Source organism: Arthrobacter sp. SLBN-112, assembly GCF_030944625.1.
Taxonomy (GTDB): domain Bacteria; phylum Actinomycetota; class Actinomycetes; order Actinomycetales; family Micrococcaceae; genus Arthrobacter.
The window spans coordinates 380454-395718 of sequence record NZ_JAUSXY010000001.1; the positions used below are offsets into that span (position 1 = coordinate 380454).

Sequence of the window (15265 nt, forward strand, 5' to 3'; positions counted from 1 at the left end):
ACCGGAACCGCCTCCCAGGGAATACAGGGGCTGCCATGCCAATGTCCGATGAGGAGCGACGCCTGCTCAAGGAGCTGGAACTGGGGCTGATCGCGGACGATCCCCATCTGGCCATGGAATTGCTGTCCGGCTATCCCGCGCGCCGTTTCCCCACTGCTCTTCTCCCGGGGTTGGCGGTAGCGGTGATCGGCTTGGTGCTCATCCTGGCGGGGGCAGGACTGCCGGCCCCCGGCGCGGTGGTGCTAGGAATCCTGCTGCTGGGGTTGGGCGCCTGCCTGTTGCTGGGCCCGACCGGGCTGAACCGGAGCACGCGACGGCAGCCCACCGCCAGACGGCACCGCCGCTGAGTGTGGACCGGTGATGGCGGGTGCGCCTGGTACCGCGCGTGGCCGCGGCGCCAGGATGAACAGGCTGGCCAGGACCGCGGCAGCGCCAAGCCAGCTGAGTGCCGGAAGCCTCTCCCCCACCACAAGTACCGCCAGCACGGCAGCCACCACCGTTTCGAGCAGCGAGATGCTGGTGGCCGTACTCGCGCCCACCCTGGCCAGGCCCCAGCCGAACAGGAGGTAGCCGGCGAACATCGGCACAACCGCCATGTAGGCCCCGACACTGACGGTGGTCCAGGACGCCAGCAGCGGGCCGCCCGTGACGGCGAGGACCGGCATCAGAAGGAGCCCGCCCAGGCCAAAGACTGTGCCCATGGCGGCCCTGGGTGTGACCCCACCGCCGATCAGGCGGTGAGCTGCCCATGAATAGAGGGCGTAGGTGCTGCCGGCCAGCAGTCCCAGGAGGACTCCCGCCATGGTGGTCCAGGAATCCGGGGCGGCCGCGGATCCGGCCGGGGCGTGCCCTGCAAAGGACAGCAGTGTTGCTCCGCCAACCCCCAGCAGCGCGCCGGCAATCCACCGCCGGCGCAGCGGATTCCTGTCCGCTGCCCGCTCGATGAGTGCCGCCGCGATGGGGGCCGAGCCGATGGAGACTACCGTTCCCACGGCCACGCCGGAGAGGTGCATTGAGCTGTAGAAGGCCAGTGGGTAGACAGCCACCGCCGCGGCCCCCAGCAACACCAGGCGCCACCGACTCAGCAGGCCGCCTGGCTGGTTGGCAATATGCCGTGCGGCGTACAGAGCCTGCAGCAACCCGCCCGCCCCCATGGCCACCGCGCCGATGGCCAGGGGACTCACGCCCGGCGCGAAAGTGGCGGCCGTCCCGGTGGTCCCCCAGAGGACGGACGCCGCCACCACGGACAAGGTTCCCCAGAACTGCGCTTTCGGGTGGCGTGGAATGGTGTTCACAGGGCGTCCAACAGCTGCGCGGCGATGGCACGGGCTTGCCGCAGCGGCGCGTCGCCGCCCTCCAGGCCCGCCCTGGCCATGGCTCCCTCAAGCAGGAACGCCAAGTGGGCGGCAACGGCGGGCACCTGGCTTTCACGCCCGGGCAACAGTACCGTGACGTGCCGGCCCAGGAGGTCCTGCACTTCCTCTTTGTGCTGCCGTACAGCCGCCCGGCCGGGATCCCCGGCGGGAAGTTCCGCCGCGGCATTGAGCAGCCCGCACCCTCGGAACCCGTGCTGGTAAGCGGCGTTTGCGTGGTCCAGGTACGCGTCAAAGACCGCCAGTGCCTGGTCCGCCGGGGTAACGGCCCCTTCCAGCCGGTTGCGGTAAAGGCCCAGCCATTCCTCGTGCCGTGCTTGCAGGTAGGTGCCCACCAGGTCCGCCTTGGACGTGAAGTTGTTGTAAAGGCTCTTCTTGGCCACGCCGGCCTCGGCAGTGATCATGTCGATCCCGGTGGCCGCCACGCCGCGGGCATAGAAGAGGCGCGCGGCCGCGTCGAGCAGCAGTTCCCTGGCAGGTCGGCGGCTTGTCGCCGGGATGCTTGATGCAGGCATGGCCTCCCCTACGTGGCAGTAGGTAGACCAGTCTACCTACTGCCACTCCTACGGAAACCCTTTTCTGGTCCAAGCCGTGCGGACCGCCGTGGTTCCTGCTTCAGCCCCCGGACGTGGCCTTGAGTTCGGCCCGGGCGGACAGGGCCTTGAGCTGCGTGGCCAGCCATTCCACCAGGAGTTCCGGCGGCTGGGTGATGTCGGCCAGGACGTGCGCCTCATCCTCTTCCAGTGGCTCAAGCGCGGCGAACTGGGATTCCAGCAGGGTCCGCGGCATGAACTCGTGGGCGCGGGCATCCATCCTCGCGCCGATGGTGGCCTCCGTGCCGGTGAGGTGGATGAACACAACATCCGGCGCTGCGCTGCGCAGCAGGTCCCGGTAACGGCGCTTGAGTGCAGAACAGGCGACGATCGGCGCAACTGTCGTACCGTCGTCGTCCGTTCCCGCAAGCAACTGCCCCAGGCGGGCGAGCCATGGTTTCCGGTCGCTGTCGGTGAGCGGAATCCCGGCGCCCATCTTCTCCTTGTTGGCTGCGGGGTGGAAGTCGTCGCCGTCGAGGAAGGGCATGCCGAGCCGCCGGCCCAAAAGGGCGCCAACGGTGGACTTCCCGCAGCCGGAGACTCCCATCACCACCAGCGGAGGCAGATGGCCGCTCATTGGATCTGCCCCGCATCGCCGAAGCTGAGGAGGACTTTGCCCGAGCTGGTGGAGTCTTTGGCCACCTCGAATGCGTGCAGGGCATCGGCCAGCGGGTATTCGTGGGTGATGACGGGCTCGATGTGCAGGGTGCCGTCCGCAAGGGCGGTGATGACCTGGTCGATCTCGTCGTTGAAGCGGAAGGAGCCTTTGAGGTCGAGTTCGCGGGTGATGGCCAGCGAGATGGGCACCGGCTGCATGCCGGTGGGCAGCAGCCCGACCATGACTACGGTCCCGCCGCGGACCGCCCCGGTGATGGCGGAGGCCAGGCCGTGGTGGTTGCCGGAGGATTCGATCACGACGTCGGCCTCCACGGCGGCGATCGCTGCGGTGTCCGCGGCGTTGATCACCTCATCGGCCCCCACCGCGCGGGCGATCTGAAGAGGCTTGGGATGGAGGTCCACGGCGGTGATCCGCGCGGCACCGGCCCGTTTCAGGACCGCGACGGCGAGGGCGCCGATGGGGCCGGAGCCGATGACCAGCGTGGTCTTGCCCGCCACATCCCCGGCCCGGGACACGGCATGCCAGGCCACGGACGCCGGTTCAATCAATGCTGCGGTCCGCAGGTCCAGTCCCGCCGGCAGGGCCCGGAGCATCCGCACCGGGAGGTTCACGTACCGGCTGAACGCGCCATCGGTGTGCGGGTAGCGGGCGGCGCTGCCCAGGTACGTGCACCCCGGGGACAGGTTGGGCCGGTCCGCCGGATAGCGCGCGGCGCCGGGACCCGGCGTGGCCGGATGCACCGCGACGGCGGTCCCGGCCTTTGGGCCTTCCCCGTTGGCCGCCTGACGCACCACCGTCCCGGAAATTTCGTGGCCCAGGACCAGCGGCGCCTTCAGGATGGACTCGCCGGCCGCACCGTGCAGCCAGTAGTGCAGGTCCGAACCACAAATCCCGCCGAACGCCACCTCCACCACTGCTTCGTCTGCTGCCGGCTGGGGCAGCGGGACCTCATCGATCCGCAGGTCACCGGCGGCATGGGCCACCAGCGCCGGACCCGTGGCCGGCAATTCAAGGTCAAGGCGCGTTGCCATCAGACCACCACCGTCATTCCACCATCGATGAAGATGGTCTGCCCGTTCACGAAGTTCGACCCGTCCGAGGCCAGCCACACCACGGGACCGGCCAGGTCCTCAACGGTGCCCCAGCGGTGGGCGGGCGTCCGGCCCAGGATCCAGACATTGAACCCCTCATCGTCCACCAGGTTCTGCGTCATCTCCGTATGGATATACCCCGGCGCGATCCCATTGATCTGCAACCCCGAACCGGCCCACTCCGCCGTCATCGCCCGCGTCAGGTTCCGCAGCCCGCCCTTCGCCGCGATGTACGGGGCGATCGTGGGCCGGGCCAGGTCCGTCTGCACCGAGCAGATGTTGATGATCTTGCCCCGGCCCCGCGGAATCATTTGCCGCGCCGCTTCCCTGCCCACCAGGAACGCGCTGGTCAGGTCCGTGGAAATCACCCGGTCCCAGTCCTTCACGTCCAAATCCAGCATCGGCACCCGGTGCTGGATCCCGGCGTTGTTCACCAGGATCTCCAGGGGGCCCACGTTCTCTTCGATCCAGCGGATGCTGCGGGCGGCGGCGCCGTCGTCGGTGACGTCGAAGGCAATGCTGTGGACCCGGCCCGGCGGGAAATCTCCTGCCATCGCAGCGGCTGCTTCCTTAAGCCGTTCCTCGTTGATGCCGTTGAGCACTACTGTTGCTCCGGCGTCGGCCAATGCCCGTGCGAGAGCCGAACCGATTCCCCTGCTGGAGCCCGTCACCAGGGCAACCCGCCCGGTCAGATCAAAAAGTGCGCTCATGCGAACGGCCCCTGCTGGACGAGATTGGCCGGCGTTTCGCCGGCGGCGAGGGCCTGGAGCTGGCGCTTCAGGAGCTTGAGGATCCGTGGCTCGAATGCTGAGGCGTTGCCGCCCACATGCGGTGTGATGAGGGCGTTCTCCGCCGACCACAACGGGTGCCCTGCGGGCAGCGGTTCGGGATCGACGACGTCGATGGCGCACTGCAGGCGGCCGGACACCACTTCCCGGGTCAGGGCCTCGGTGCTGACCACGGCGCCGCGGCCAACGTTGACCACCAGGGCGCCATCTGGCAGCGCGGCCAGGACGTCCTCGCCCACCAGGTGGTGGGTGTTGTCGTTCAGCGGCAGGACGGAGACCAGGATGTCGTGGCCGGCGGCGAGTGCAACGAGTTCGTCGGGGCCGTGGACCTGGCCGTCCGCATCGGTCCTGGCCGTGCTCCCTACCCGGGTCACCGTGACTTCGAACGGCTCCAGCCGGCGGGCCAGTTCCTTGCCGATCCCGCCGATGCCCAGCAGCAGGATCTTCCGGTCGGCCAGTGACTGGCGGCGCTGCGGGTTCCAGCGTTCAGCTTGCTGGTCGCGGGCGGCCTGGTCGATGCCCCGCAGCTTGGCAAGGATGAGGCCCACGGCCAGCTCTGCGGTGGCAGCTGCGTGGACGCCTGACGCGTTTGCCACTGCGGCGCCCTGCCCCGCAGCCTCGCGGACGCCGTCGTACCCTGTTGACTGGGTCTGCACGAACTTCAGGTCCGGGACCTTGCCCAGGTTACCCAGCACGGCGCCGGCGTTGATGTAGGGCAGGATGACGCCGTCGATGCTTCCGTGGGTCTCGTCCGGTGCCCCCTGCATGTCCCACACGACGCCGCGGAGTCCTTCGGGAAGCGGCGAAAGGTCGGCGAGTAGCTGGGGTTCGGGGAAACTGACGGTCTGTACTAACTGCATCGGTAGGGCCTATCGGTTGATGGTGGGAAGGTGCTGCGGGTGGATCGTTATGCTTCGCGGCGGTCGAAGGTCAGGCCGCCCGGGACCTGGAACGTGGGCATGAGTTCCAGCATGCCAACATTCACGTGCCGCGGGGTCTCGATGGCGTAGTCAAGGGCATTGACGATGTCGTCCGTGGTGAGCGATTCGTAGCCCTCGTAGTACGTCTGCCAGGCTTCTTCCATGGCCTCTGGGCTTCCACCCATGTTGCGGCCGAAGATCTCTGTTTCCACCCTGCCCGGGCAGATTTCGGTGACACGGATGCGCTTGCCCACGGTGTCGTTCCTCAGCTGCCGGGAGATCTGGTGCACGGCGGCCTTGGTGGCGTGGTAAGCGGTGTGGCCGTAGAAGTTATAGAGCCCGGCGATCGAGCTGATATTGACCACGTGGCCCAGGTCCCGCTCCACCATGCCGGGCAGCACCAGCCGGGTCAGCTGCAGCAGGCCGCGCAGGTTCACGTCGATGAGTTCGTCAATGTCCTGCTCAGACGAATCCAGGATGTTGCCCGGCCGGGAGACGCCGGCACAGTTCACCAGGACATCCACCTTCAGGTCACGGACGACGCCGGCCAGGGCGGCGGTGTCGGTCAGGTCCACCACATGCGGGACTGCTCCCGTGCGGTCGGCCAGTTCGGCGAGGCGTTCCTCGTTGCGGGCCACCGCGTGCACGGTCAGTCCGCGCTTGGCGAGCCGTTCGGCGATGGCGGCCCCCATGCCGGTGGATGCTCCGGTGACGAGGGCGGTCTTGTAGTCGGAAAAAGGCACAGGTACTCCAAAAGTGGGAAGGGACGGGCTCTTGCGTCCGGCAATGGGCTGGACGTAGTGGCCCCCGGTTGGCAGGGGGGTTTTAAGGATCGCGTAGCGGTTTGTGGGTGCGGTCCTGGGCGGTGGGACGTGCATACATGATGTTCAGGCTCCTGACGCTGGGCTGAGTTCGTACCAGCGCTGGCCGGCGCCGACCCCGAGGAGTCCGAAGACTGTGTTGATGGTGTTCCGGAGTCTGTCCAGTTCCAGGCAGGCTGTGCGGTGCATGGCTGTTGCTTCTGCCACGGTTGTCTTTCTGAAGGTGACGGTGTGTCCAGGCCTGGACTGTGCCAGGACATCCAGGGAGCGGCTCGTGACGACTCCCAGGACCGGATAGCCCGCCGTTACGCCGCGTCCCCGGTGCAGGACCAGCAGTTCGTCCCCGGGACGGAACCTCGATAGCCCCCACCGGGACACCGCGGGAGAGGACCTCGGAGGTGAGCTGGCGTTCGGGCAGTGCGCCGCCGAGCCGGAGTCCGATGTGGTTGCTTCGGGGGCTCACGGTGTACTGCGTGGTGAAAAGCAGGTCTCCGGTGTCGCCGAATTCGGCCACGTCCGGCCCGTCGGTGACGTCGATGACCGGGTTGGTTGTGAAGGCGGGTTTGGTGAGCCCGAGCCGGAATAGCGGCAGGCCGAAGTATGGCTGGGTGATGGGCGCGGTGGTCTTCCGCGTTTCCAGGCGGAAGCCTTCGGCGAGCTTCAGTCCGAAGCCCACCACCGTGTCCGGTGCGCAACTGCCCAGCAGCGTGGGGACAGTAAAGGATCCGCGGACGGCGATGTAGGCCCGGAGACCTGTGCGGATTCCGCGGACCGTCACTGTTTCGCCGGCCCGGACGGAGACGGGCTCCCACTGGGGGCAGTCGCGGCCGCCCACCGAGAGGTCCAGCGGCGCGCCGGTCACGGCGATCAGCAGGTCCGTGGTGGCGCGCATCCTGAAGTCCAGGGCGGTGAGTTCCAGCAGCGGATCGTTGTCCCCGTTGCCGGCCAGGATGTTCGCGGCCTTGGCCGAAAACTGGTCCAGGGCCCCGTTGACGGGAAGTCCGAATGCAGGACCCTTCGTCCGGCCAAGGTCGGTGACTACGGAGTGTCCGGGCTGAAGGACGACAAGTGACCCGGTCATGGCCGCGCCTCAAGGAACTGCCCCTCGTAGTTTCCGAAGTCCTCCGCGGGAATGCGGTAGAAGCGCAGTTCATCGCCGGGGACGTAGGGCACCAGGGGTTCGCGTGCTGCGTCCAGGACCGTCAGGGGGGTCTGGCCGATGACGCACCAGCCACCCGGTGCCACTGCGGGCGCGATCACGGCTTGGCGTCCGGCCACGGATACTGCACCGGCGGGTACGGACAGCCGCGGGTCTTTAAGCCTGGGGACGGGGACCGGGAAGTCTGGTCCGTCCATCATGGGCGAGCCTGCCGGCGCTCCGAGGCAGCGGATGACGTAGGTCTTGGCCGTGTGCCGGGCGATCACGTCCTGGACATCCAGGCCCTGGTGCTCAGCCACGCTTTCCAGGTCCGGCCCGTAGCTGCCGCCGTACACGACGGGTACCTCGAAGCGGCGCGGCTCGCGCAGGTTGGTGCCAACAAATTCCAGCTGGCGCATCCCAAGGAGGACGAACGCCCTGACCTGGCGGGCGGAGGTGAGGTAGGGGTCGAATTCGACCAGGACGGAGTCGTAAGTGGGAACGGCGCCATGGATGCCGTCGACGCCGGCAGTTGTCAGCCAGCCGGCCAGGGAGTGGACCGTGGCCCAGTTGGATTCTGCGTCACCGGACTGTGCCACCACGCGCAGGGCGGCGTCGCCTGACTCGTAGATGTCCAGCGTTGTCTGGCCGGTTGTCGTTGGGGCGGGCATGGTCAGGAAACCTTTTGCTTTGCGGCGAGCACCTGTGCCAACGGGGCGATGGTGACGCCTGCGGCGATAAGTTCGCTGCGAATCAGGCGGGCAAGTTCGACGGCGCCCGGGTTGTCGCCGTGGAGCAGCACCGTGTCGGCATTGATGGCGATGTCGCTGCCGGAGACTGTTTCGATGAGTCCTTCGGTCACCATCCGCACAGTGCGCTGGACAATGACGGAGGGGTCGTGGATCACGGCGCCGGGCCGGCTGCGCGGCACCAGTGTGCCGTCATCCTGGTAGGCGCGGTCCGCGATGCCAACGATAGCCACCCGCAGGCCGCGCTCCGCCGCCGCAGTGGCGAGTTCACCGTCCTGCGCCAGGATGATTAGCTTCGGGTCCACCCGGGCGGCGGCATCCGATACGGCTCCGGCGTAGTCCGCGCGGGTGGCCACCAGGTTGCCCAGGCGGCCATGGGGAGCCAAGTGGGAGACGGTACCGCCGTGGTAGGCGGCAAACGCCGACAGGGCTCCCAGCTGATAGATGACGTCGGTGCGGACTTCGTCAGCGGTGAGGTCCATGGCCCGGCGGCCGAAGCCGCGAAGATCCGGGAAGCTCGGATGGGCGCCGATGCCAACTCCCGTCCGGACACATTCAGCCACCGTGGCGTCCATGATGTCAGGGTCCCCTGCGTGGAAGCCGCAGGCGATGTTGGCGCTGGACACGATCTCCAGCAGGGCTTTGTCGTCACCGATCGAGTAGGCTCCAAAACCTTCACCAAGATCCGCTACGAGATCAACTGTGGGCATTACGGGCCTTTCTCTGCCGGGTACTGTGGGTGTAAATGAGTGTGGCATCGGTATATGAGCCACACAAAGACGAATGCGGTATCACGCTATAGGGAACAGTTATGACCCTAAGAGGCGCTATTGGCGACCCAAAAAATGTAGGCGGCCATTGTTTCGTGACGACAAGACCGGCCTTTCCAACAAATTGTTTCCCTGCTTATGCACAAAACATATGCCGCCATCAAAACCGGCGATGGCTAGGCGGGGATAGAATGTTCTGGTCATTGGAAAGTCATCTGCAATTAACCTATGCCCGAGACTCGGATCACACAAAGACGTAATGCCTGTCCCGCCATAGCGCCAACGTATGACCCCGCATGCTGTGCCGTCCCCGCTGAAAGAGGAGCGCTATGGACACCCGGAAGCTGGCGTACTTCGTCAAGATCGTCGACTCAGGAAGCATCACCAAGGCGGCCGCCGCCCTCCACGTGGCCCAGCCGGCGCTGAGCCAGCAGGTGTCGGCCCTGGAAACGGAGCTGAAGCAGCGGCTCCTGATCCGGAGCAAGCAGGGCGTGGAACCCACGGCGGCCGGCCATACCCTGTACCGGCACGCGCAGACCATCCTGCGCCAAGTGGAGCAGGCAAGGATCGATGTGGCAGCTTCAGGAGCGGCGCCTTCGGGCCGCGTCTCCATCGCTATTGCCCCGTACAGCATGGCTTCCAGCCTCACGCCGAGGATCATCAGCGAGGTGGGCCGGCGCTACCCGGACATCGTGCTGCACCTGACCGAGATCTACGGCGGCGTGCTGAGCGAGGCCATCAAGAACGGCAGGCTGGACATGGCCCTCATCTATGAACCGGGGCCCATTCGTGGTGTGCAGTTCACCACCCTCATCGTCGAGGACCTGTACCTGGTGGTCAACGCCGCAAGGGAGCTTCCGGTGGACCCCGGGGCGGGCACCATCGCCCTGGAAGCGGCGGCCACCCTGGGCCTGTTCCTGCCCGAACGGATCCACACCTTGCGCCAGGTGGTGGAGGCGGGCTTCGACAGCAAGGGCCTCACGCTGCACCTGGTAGGGGAAGTGGAATCGGTGCCGTCCCTGACCAGGCTGCTGCGCAGCGACCTGGGTGCGACCATCCTGCCCAAGTCGGCTGCGGATGCGCTGTTCCATGAGGAGGACTTCCGGGTCCTGCGGATCACCGGACCTGCACTGCAGTGCAAGATCGCGCTGTGCACTCCGGACCACGAACCGCTCTCCGAGGCCGGTTCCGCCGTACTGCTGGTACTGAAGGAAATGCTCCAGGAAATGCTCCGCAGCAAATACCAGCCGCTTTCCAGCGGAACACCCTCCGCTGGAGCGGATGCATCATAAGCGGCCCTTATCAGGTCACGCTCCATTAGTCTTATCCATGGAATTGGCTGCGTCCTAGGATAAAAGCCATAAAGGTTCGCCAACGGCGTTTACCCGGCACAAATGATTCCCTTGGAGCCCAGCATGAAAAAGATCACCAGCCTGCAATACCGGAAATCCTCGGAACGAAGGATCCAGCTTAAGGCCAGCACCGGTTCGCATTGCCCCACCAATGGTTTCTGGCGGCCCGAAGACGGCGCTGCCTCGGATCCGGTGTTTGTCTTCGAGGGCAGCATGATGCCGCCGGGCAAGCGGGGATCCACCATGTGGTACCTGGACGACTCCCAGGTGGGGCCGCCTGCGTACCTTCTTCCCGGGATGAACTGAGGTGGCTTGAACCACCGCACCGCCGGCGGCCAAGAGAAGGCCCGGAGTTCCAGAAGGAACGCCGGGCCTCTGTGGTTTAACCCCATCGATTGCTGAGTAACTGCCGTTATGAGGGGTCAAAACGGCAGTTACCCAGCAGTCGATGGGGAGGATGCGGGCTACAGCGCTGGCTCCAGTTCGGCGTCCTCCACCAGGAGGCCCTTGGCCTTCAGCACATCCGTCAGTTTGCACAACTCGATGGTGGTCCCCCCTTCCTTGTAGCGGCGAATGAGGTCGTCCTCAGCATCAACGCGTGCCTGCGACAGGCGGATGACGTCCTCGATCTCATCCTTGCGGACCACCACCACACCGTCGGCATCACCCAGCAGGACATCGCCCGGGTAGACAATCTCATCACCGAACACCAGGGGATGGTTGACCGGGCCAATGGTTTCCTTGACGGTCCCCTTGATGCAGACACTGCCGGAAAACACCGGCAATCCGAGTTCGATCAGGTCCTTGGTGTCGCGGACGCCGGAGTCCGTGACCATGCCGGCCAGGCCTTTGGCCTTCATGGCGTTGCCGAGGACATCGCCGAAGGTCCCGGCCTCTTCGTACTCACCGGCGGACACCAGGACGACGTCGCCCTTCTGGGCGTAGTGGATGGCCACTTGGAGCATCAGGTTGTCCCGTGGTGCACAGACCACGGTGACGGCGGGTCCGCAGAACGTCATGCTTCGGTCGATGGGCTTGATCTTCGAGCTCAGGGCGCCCTTGCGGCCCTGTGCTTCATGCACTGTGGCGGAGGAGAACTTGGAAAGGCGCTGGATGGCGTCCTCCGAGGGCCGGTCGAATTTCGTTTTGACGTGGATCATTGGTGCTCCTGTTGTTGGAAGGCGTAGGCAAGGGGATGGTTGGGTCAGGCCAGCGCCGTGACGGCCTTTTCGATGGCGGCAATGGATTCCTCGATCACCGGTAGCCCGGTGGCGTAGGAGATTCGGAAGTAGGGGCTGAGTCCGTAGGCCGAACCCTGGATGACGGCAACAGACGCTGCTTCCAGCAGGTACAGCGTGAAGTCCTCGTCGCTGGTGATCTGCCTACCGTCGGGCGTCGTCTTGCCGATGACCCCGGCGCAGTTGACGTAGGCGTAAAAGGCGCCATCCGGCGTCGTGCATTGCAGGCCCTTGACGGCGTTCAGCCCGGTGATTGCCGCATCGCGCCGTTCGCGGTACACGTCCACGCTTTCGCGGACGAAGGCCTGGTCTCCGGTGAGTGCCGCGGCAGCAGCCGCCTGGCTGATGGAGGACGGGCAGGAGGACATTTGGGACTGCAGCTTGTTGATGGCAGCCACCAGGGGCCCCGGTCCGCCGGCGTAACCCAGCCGCCATCCGGTCATCGCGTAGGCCTTGGAGACCCCGTTGGTGACCAGCACACGGTCCTTAAGCTCAGGGGCAACGGCCACGAGACTCGTTATGGGCTCTTCGCCGAAGTGGATCTCGTCGTAGATCTCATCGGTGAGGACATAGACGGCAGGGTGGTCCTTGAGGACGGCGGCCAGGCCTGCCAGTTCTTCGCGGGAGTACACCGCTCCCGTGGGGTTGGAGGGCGTGTTGAGGATGACCCACTTGGTGTGCTCCGTCAGTGCGCCTGCCAGTGCCTCAGGGGTTAGTTTGAAACCGGTGTCCTCACCACAGGAAACGATGACGGGGGTGCCTTCGTTGGCGAGCACCATGTCCGGGTAGGAGACCCAGTACGGTGCGGGAATGACAACCTCGTCGCCCGGATCGAGGGTGGCCATGAACGCGGTGAAGATGACCTGCTTGCCGCCTCCCCCGATGGTGATTTCGCCGGCGGTGTACTGCTGCCCGGTTTTGCGGTGCAGCGTCTGCAGGATGGCCTTTTGCAGTTCGGGCGTCCCGGTGACCGATGTGTACTTGGTTTCACCACGGTCGATGGCTGCGACGGCAGCGTCCTTGATGTGCTGAGGCGTGTCGAAATCCGGCTCGCCGACCGTCAGGTCCAGGATCCGGCGGCCCTCGGCCTTGAGCTCCCGCACGCGGGCCGCCGCGGCAACGCTGGGTGAGGATTTGATACGGGTTACGCGTGATGCGGGCACGAATTCAGGCATGTTCTCTTCCAGGCTTCCGGTACGGATGAGGGTGGTTCAATCGAGCCTAGGGAAGGAGCCGCCCTCTTGGATAAGACCTAAAGTGCGTGGACAGATAAGCAGCCCTTATGACGGAGCACCTAGAACTTTCGCCTATTGCTCCACGCACTTTCGGTATTGCCCTACCGGCTTGCCTGGGGCGTAACCTGCGGGGTGGAGAGACCTGCGGACGGCACAGCGCCGGCCCCCGGCACGTTCCTTCAAGGCCGACCGGCCGAACCGAAGGAGAGGTACGCCTGCCGGCGGGAAGCCGCGCGGGCATGGAAACGCCAACGAAAGACAAGGAGCAGAGGTGCCCGGCAGAGAAATTCAAGATCGGATACCTCCGCGTACAGCCAGCACCGGAACGGGCGCGGCCGGCGTAGCAGCCTACCGGTACCGGGGCGTGCCGAAGCCGGACCCCGCCACGGCCCGAGCCCAACAAGCCCTGGCCATGCTGGCCCAGCTGAGGACGACCCTCGCACTTCGGTCCAGCAGGGTACGTGCCCTCACGGCCGAGCTGGGTGATTGCCTTGCCCAGGCCATGTGCGATGGCGTGAAGGTTGCCGCCGTCGCGAAGGCCGCCGGACAGCCTGCAGCCAGTATCCTGTCTGCCACGCTGGCACGCGGCGAGCTGTACCCGTCCAGCCAAACCCGAAGCGGCCATCTTCACCTCATTGCGGGATTGGCCGCGGAGCTGGCGGCAGCCGAGGGCGCTCGGAGTGACGCGGAAGAACAACGAACGCAGGTACTGGCCCTGGCCAGGAAATCCCGGCTCCTTGACGACTACCAACTTGCCGGCGCAAGCGGCCTTAAGTCCGACGAAATCCGCAAAATGACCAGGGGCGTCGGCTTGCGTGTGGCCCAGCCGCAATAATCGTTCCGGCTGATCCCCTGCCGGCGGCCTTCCGCTCTCCCATGGAGTGCTTCCTGTTGTCCAAGGCCTCCCGTTCTTCGACTCCATGCCATAACGAATCGCTATGTAGGTACATAAAAGCCGACTTTGTGTGACCCACACCGCAAACGTTAACTTGATGTCTGGGGCCGGTCCGCAAAGCCGTAAACACGACTTGCGAGAGAGCTCACAGCAGGACCAACCGGATATTCCACTCGAGATCTCTTTCCCAGAGCCCAGGTGTAGCGGCAGCCGGTGTTCACCCATCACCAACGGAGACGAAATGACTGAAACCTTACTTCCGAAGAAGACCCCGGTCAGGGCCGCAGTCGCGGCCTGGATCGGCACGACGCTGGAGTACTACGACTTCGCCGTGTACGGCACCTCGTCGGCGTTGATTCTGAACGTCCTCTTCTTCTCGCCCGATTTGCCCCAGGGCATCAGCGTGCTGCTCGCCATGGTCACCTTCGCGGTCGGCTACGCGGTACGCCCCCTCGGCTCCCTCATCCTGGGACCGCTGGGTGACCGCCGTGGCCGCAAGTTCGTCATGATGATCACACTGTTTGGCATCGGCGGCTGTACCTTCCTGATCGGCTGCCTGCCCACGTACGCCCAGATCGGTCCTCTTGCTCCGATCCTGCTCGTGCTGATCCGCGTCATCCAAGGACTGTGCCTTTCCGGCGAGCAGCCCAGTGCCATCACCATGAGCCTGGAGCATGCTTCCGAGGGCCGACGCGGGTTCCTCGCCAGCTTCACCACGTTGGGATCCTCCTCCGGCACGCTGCTCACCCTGCTGGTCTTCATCCCGATCGCCGCCATGCCCTCGGAGCAGTTGCTGAGCTGGGGTTGGCGGCTTCCGTTCTGGGCCTCCGCCGTCGTGGTCGTCGCTGCCTACCTGATCCGCCGCCACATCCAGGAGCCGCCCGAGTTCGTGAAGGTCCAGGCCGCCAAGGTGAACGTCGCCCCCCTCAGGCACCTTCTGCGCTTCCACTGGCGCGCGGTGCTGCGGATCGTATTCTGTGCGCTCATCGCGGGCACGAGCTACATGATGCAAACTTTCTCGGTGGCATTCGGTACCGCCGGATACAAGCTGGATAAGCCGACCATGCTCCTGACGACCACCGTCTCGGCAGTGATCGCCCTCGGAATCACGCCCCTGGCAGGATTCTTGGTGGACAAGATCGGCCGCAAAACGATGTTCCTCATCGCAACAGGCGGCGCAGGCATCACAATGGTGCCCTACCTGTGGTCAATCACGACCGGGAACTGGTCGCTGATCTTCCTGTTTGGCATCATCAACTACTCCCTCTTCTACTCCATGGTGAACGCGTCCTGGCCCTCGTTCTTCGCAGAGATGTTCCCCGGCCGCCTGCGCGTCTCCGGACTCGCCCTTGGCACCCAGATCGGCTTCGCCATCTCGGGCGTCATCGGCCCCGTTCTCTCGACAGCACTCGCTGGCCCCGACCTGAAAGATTGGGTCGGGCCCTCCATGGTCGCGCTCGGGTTCATGGTCCTGGCAGGAATCTCAGCCCTCACCGCCAAGGAAACCAAAAATTACACGCTCAAGGAACTCGACGAGGTGCAGCAGAGCGAACGGGAAACGTCCGTCCTCACGGCCGCGACCGTGTCCCCGGGCACAGCTGCCCGCGGCCTCGCTGGTTAGCCCGAAAAGCAGGGTGACAGGATATCTCCCTTGAGATGATCACGGACTCGCCGGACGTCCCA

General features: G+C 65.5%; 17 protein-coding genes and 1 pseudogene. 5 read left to right on the forward strand and 13 right to left on the reverse strand.

Annotation, left to right across the window (positions count from 1 at the left end):
- Window positions 1-41 precede the first annotated feature (41 nt).
- Window positions 42-347 carry a DUF3040 domain-containing protein gene (locus tag QF050_RS01780; protein WP_308932070.1) on the forward strand — a complete coding sequence of 102 codons (306 nt, stop codon included), beginning with the start codon at window positions 42-44 and terminating at the stop codon, window positions 345-347.
- Here the strand turns inward: QF050_RS01780 and QF050_RS01785 are convergent.
- The 11 genes and pseudogenes from QF050_RS01785 to QF050_RS01835 form a co-directional block, all read right to left on the reverse strand.
- Complete coding sequence (locus QF050_RS01785) at window positions 243-1295, reverse strand: DMT family transporter (RefSeq protein WP_308928883.1); 1053 nt, start codon at window positions 1293-1295, stop codon at window positions 243-245. The two genes, QF050_RS01780 and QF050_RS01785, sit on opposite strands and share 105 nt — an antisense overlap.
- On the reverse strand, window positions 1292-1888 hold the full coding sequence (locus QF050_RS01790) for a helix-turn-helix domain-containing protein (RefSeq protein WP_308928884.1): 597 nt from the start codon (window positions 1886-1888) through the stop codon (window positions 1292-1294). The genes QF050_RS01785 and QF050_RS01790 overlap by 4 nt, the downstream gene beginning before the upstream one ends.
- A 100-nt stretch (window positions 1889-1988) precedes the next feature.
- Window positions 1989-2543: a gluconokinase gene (locus QF050_RS01795; protein ID WP_308928885.1), complete on the reverse strand. Its 555-nt coding sequence runs from the start codon at window positions 2541-2543 to the stop codon at window positions 1989-1991.
- The gene (locus tag QF050_RS01800) at window positions 2540-3616 is read right to left on the reverse strand and encodes an L-idonate 5-dehydrogenase (RefSeq protein WP_308928886.1); all 1077 of its coding nucleotides are present in this window, start codon (window positions 3614-3616) and stop codon (window positions 2540-2542) included. Before QF050_RS01800 ends, QF050_RS01795 begins: the two co-directional genes overlap by 4 nt.
- Window positions 3616-4386, reverse strand: a complete 771-nt coding sequence (locus QF050_RS01805; RefSeq protein WP_308928887.1) for an SDR family oxidoreductase — start codon at window positions 4384-4386, stop codon at window positions 3616-3618. Before QF050_RS01805 ends, QF050_RS01800 begins: the two co-directional genes overlap by 1 nt.
- Window positions 4383-5324, reverse strand: coding sequence for a 2-hydroxyacid dehydrogenase (locus QF050_RS01810; protein ID WP_308928888.1), 942 nt, complete (start codon window positions 5322-5324; stop codon window positions 4383-4385). The genes QF050_RS01805 and QF050_RS01810 overlap by 4 nt, the downstream gene beginning before the upstream one ends.
- 47 nt (window positions 5325-5371) lie before the next feature.
- A complete protein-coding gene (locus tag QF050_RS01815; protein ID WP_308928889.1) occupies window positions 5372-6127 on the reverse strand; it encodes an SDR family oxidoreductase in 756 nt (251 codons plus the stop codon).
- A gap of 144 nt (window positions 6128-6271) precedes the next feature.
- On the reverse strand, window positions 6272-6583 hold the full coding sequence (locus tag QF050_RS01820) for a hypothetical protein (RefSeq protein WP_308932071.1): 312 nt from the start codon (window positions 6581-6583) through the stop codon (window positions 6272-6274).
- Between the two features lie 19 nt (window positions 6584-6602).
- Window positions 6603-7286: pseudogene (locus tag QF050_RS01825) on the reverse strand (biotin-dependent carboxyltransferase family protein); the annotation flags it as partial.
- Window positions 7283-8014, reverse strand: coding sequence for a carboxyltransferase domain-containing protein (locus QF050_RS01830; RefSeq protein WP_308928890.1), 732 nt, complete (start codon window positions 8012-8014; stop codon window positions 7283-7285). The gene QF050_RS01830 and the pseudogene QF050_RS01825, both read right to left, overlap by 4 nt.
- 2 nt (window positions 8015-8016) lie before the next feature.
- Entirely contained in the window at window positions 8017-8802 is a 786-nt protein-coding gene (locus QF050_RS01835; RefSeq protein WP_308928891.1) for a 5-oxoprolinase subunit PxpA, read from the reverse strand.
- A 389-nt stretch (window positions 8803-9191) separates the two neighbouring features.
- On the opposite strand from QF050_RS01835, the gene nac reads away from it, so the two are divergent.
- A complete protein-coding gene (gene nac, locus QF050_RS01840; protein WP_308928892.1) occupies window positions 9192-10154 on the forward strand; it encodes a nitrogen assimilation transcriptional regulator NAC in 963 nt (320 codons plus the stop codon).
- A gap of 123 nt (window positions 10155-10277) precedes the next feature.
- On the forward strand, window positions 10278-10520 hold the full coding sequence (locus QF050_RS01845) for a hypothetical protein (protein ID WP_308928893.1): 243 nt from the start codon (window positions 10278-10280) through the stop codon (window positions 10518-10520).
- A gap of 158 nt (window positions 10521-10678) precedes the next feature.
- On the opposite strand, the gene QF050_RS01850 is transcribed toward QF050_RS01845, so the two are convergent.
- Both QF050_RS01850 and QF050_RS01855 read right to left on the reverse strand, forming a co-directional pair.
- Window positions 10679-11374 (reverse strand): 4-carboxy-4-hydroxy-2-oxoadipate aldolase/oxaloacetate decarboxylase, encoded by a 696-nt coding sequence (locus QF050_RS01850; protein WP_308928894.1) that lies wholly within the window; start codon window positions 11372-11374, stop codon window positions 10679-10681.
- A 44-nt stretch (window positions 11375-11418) separates the two neighbouring features.
- Window positions 11419-12627 carry an aspartate transaminase gene (locus QF050_RS01855; protein WP_308928895.1) on the reverse strand — a complete coding sequence of 403 codons (1209 nt, stop codon included), beginning with the start codon at window positions 12625-12627 and terminating at the stop codon, window positions 11419-11421.
- A 424-nt stretch (window positions 12628-13051) separates the two neighbouring features.
- Here QF050_RS01855 and QF050_RS01860 point away from each other — a divergent pair, with 424 nt between their 5' ends.
- Window positions 13052-13522, forward strand: a complete 471-nt coding sequence (locus tag QF050_RS01860; protein ID WP_308928896.1) for a hypothetical protein — start codon at window positions 13052-13054, stop codon at window positions 13520-13522.
- A gap of 301 nt (window positions 13523-13823) precedes the next feature.
- Window positions 13824-15203 (forward strand): MFS transporter, encoded by a 1380-nt coding sequence (locus QF050_RS01865; protein ID WP_308928897.1) that lies wholly within the window; start codon window positions 13824-13826, stop codon window positions 15201-15203.
- Window positions 15204-15265: the final 62 nt, after the last annotated feature.

Excerpts from the sequence above, each read along its gene's own strand:
- QF050_RS01780 (WP_308932070.1), top strand. The coding sequence starts at position 42 with ATGTCCGATGAGGAGCGACGCCTGCTCAAGGAGCTGGAACTGGGGCTG.
- QF050_RS01790 (WP_308928884.1), bottom strand. The coding sequence starts at position 1,888 with ATGCCTGCATCAAGCATCCCGGCGACAAGCCGCCGACCTGCCAGGGAA.
- QF050_RS01795 (WP_308928885.1), bottom strand. The coding sequence starts at position 2,543 with ATGAGCGGCCATCTGCCTCCGCTGGTGGTGATGGGAGTCTCCGGCTGC.
- QF050_RS01800 (WP_308928886.1), bottom strand. The coding sequence starts at position 3,616 with ATGGCAACGCGCCTTGACCTTGAATTGCCGGCCACGGGTCCGGCGCTG.
- QF050_RS01805 (WP_308928887.1), bottom strand. The coding sequence starts at position 4,386 with ATGAGCGCACTTTTTGATCTGACCGGGCGGGTTGCCCTGGTGACGGGC.
- QF050_RS01810 (WP_308928888.1), bottom strand. The coding sequence starts at position 5,324 with ATGCAGTTAGTACAGACCGTCAGTTTCCCCGAACCCCAGCTACTCGCC.
- QF050_RS01830 (WP_308928890.1), bottom strand. The coding sequence starts at position 8,014 with ATGCCCGCCCCAACGACAACCGGCCAGACAACGCTGGACATCTACGAG.
- QF050_RS01835 (WP_308928891.1), bottom strand. The coding sequence starts at position 8,802 with ATGCCCACAGTTGATCTCGTAGCGGATCTTGGTGAAGGTTTTGGAGCC.
- nac (WP_308928892.1), top strand. The coding sequence starts at position 9,192 with ATGGACACCCGGAAGCTGGCGTACTTCGTCAAGATCGTCGACTCAGGA.
- QF050_RS01845 (WP_308928893.1), top strand. The coding sequence starts at position 10,278 with ATGAAAAAGATCACCAGCCTGCAATACCGGAAATCCTCGGAACGAAGG.
- QF050_RS01850 (WP_308928894.1), bottom strand. The coding sequence starts at position 11,374 with ATGATCCACGTCAAAACGAAATTCGACCGGCCCTCGGAGGACGCCATC.
- QF050_RS01855 (WP_308928895.1), bottom strand. The coding sequence starts at position 12,627 with ATGCCTGAATTCGTGCCCGCATCACGCGTAACCCGTATCAAATCCTCA.
- QF050_RS01865 (WP_308928897.1), top strand. The coding sequence starts at position 13,824 with ATGACTGAAACCTTACTTCCGAAGAAGACCCCGGTCAGGGCCGCAGTC.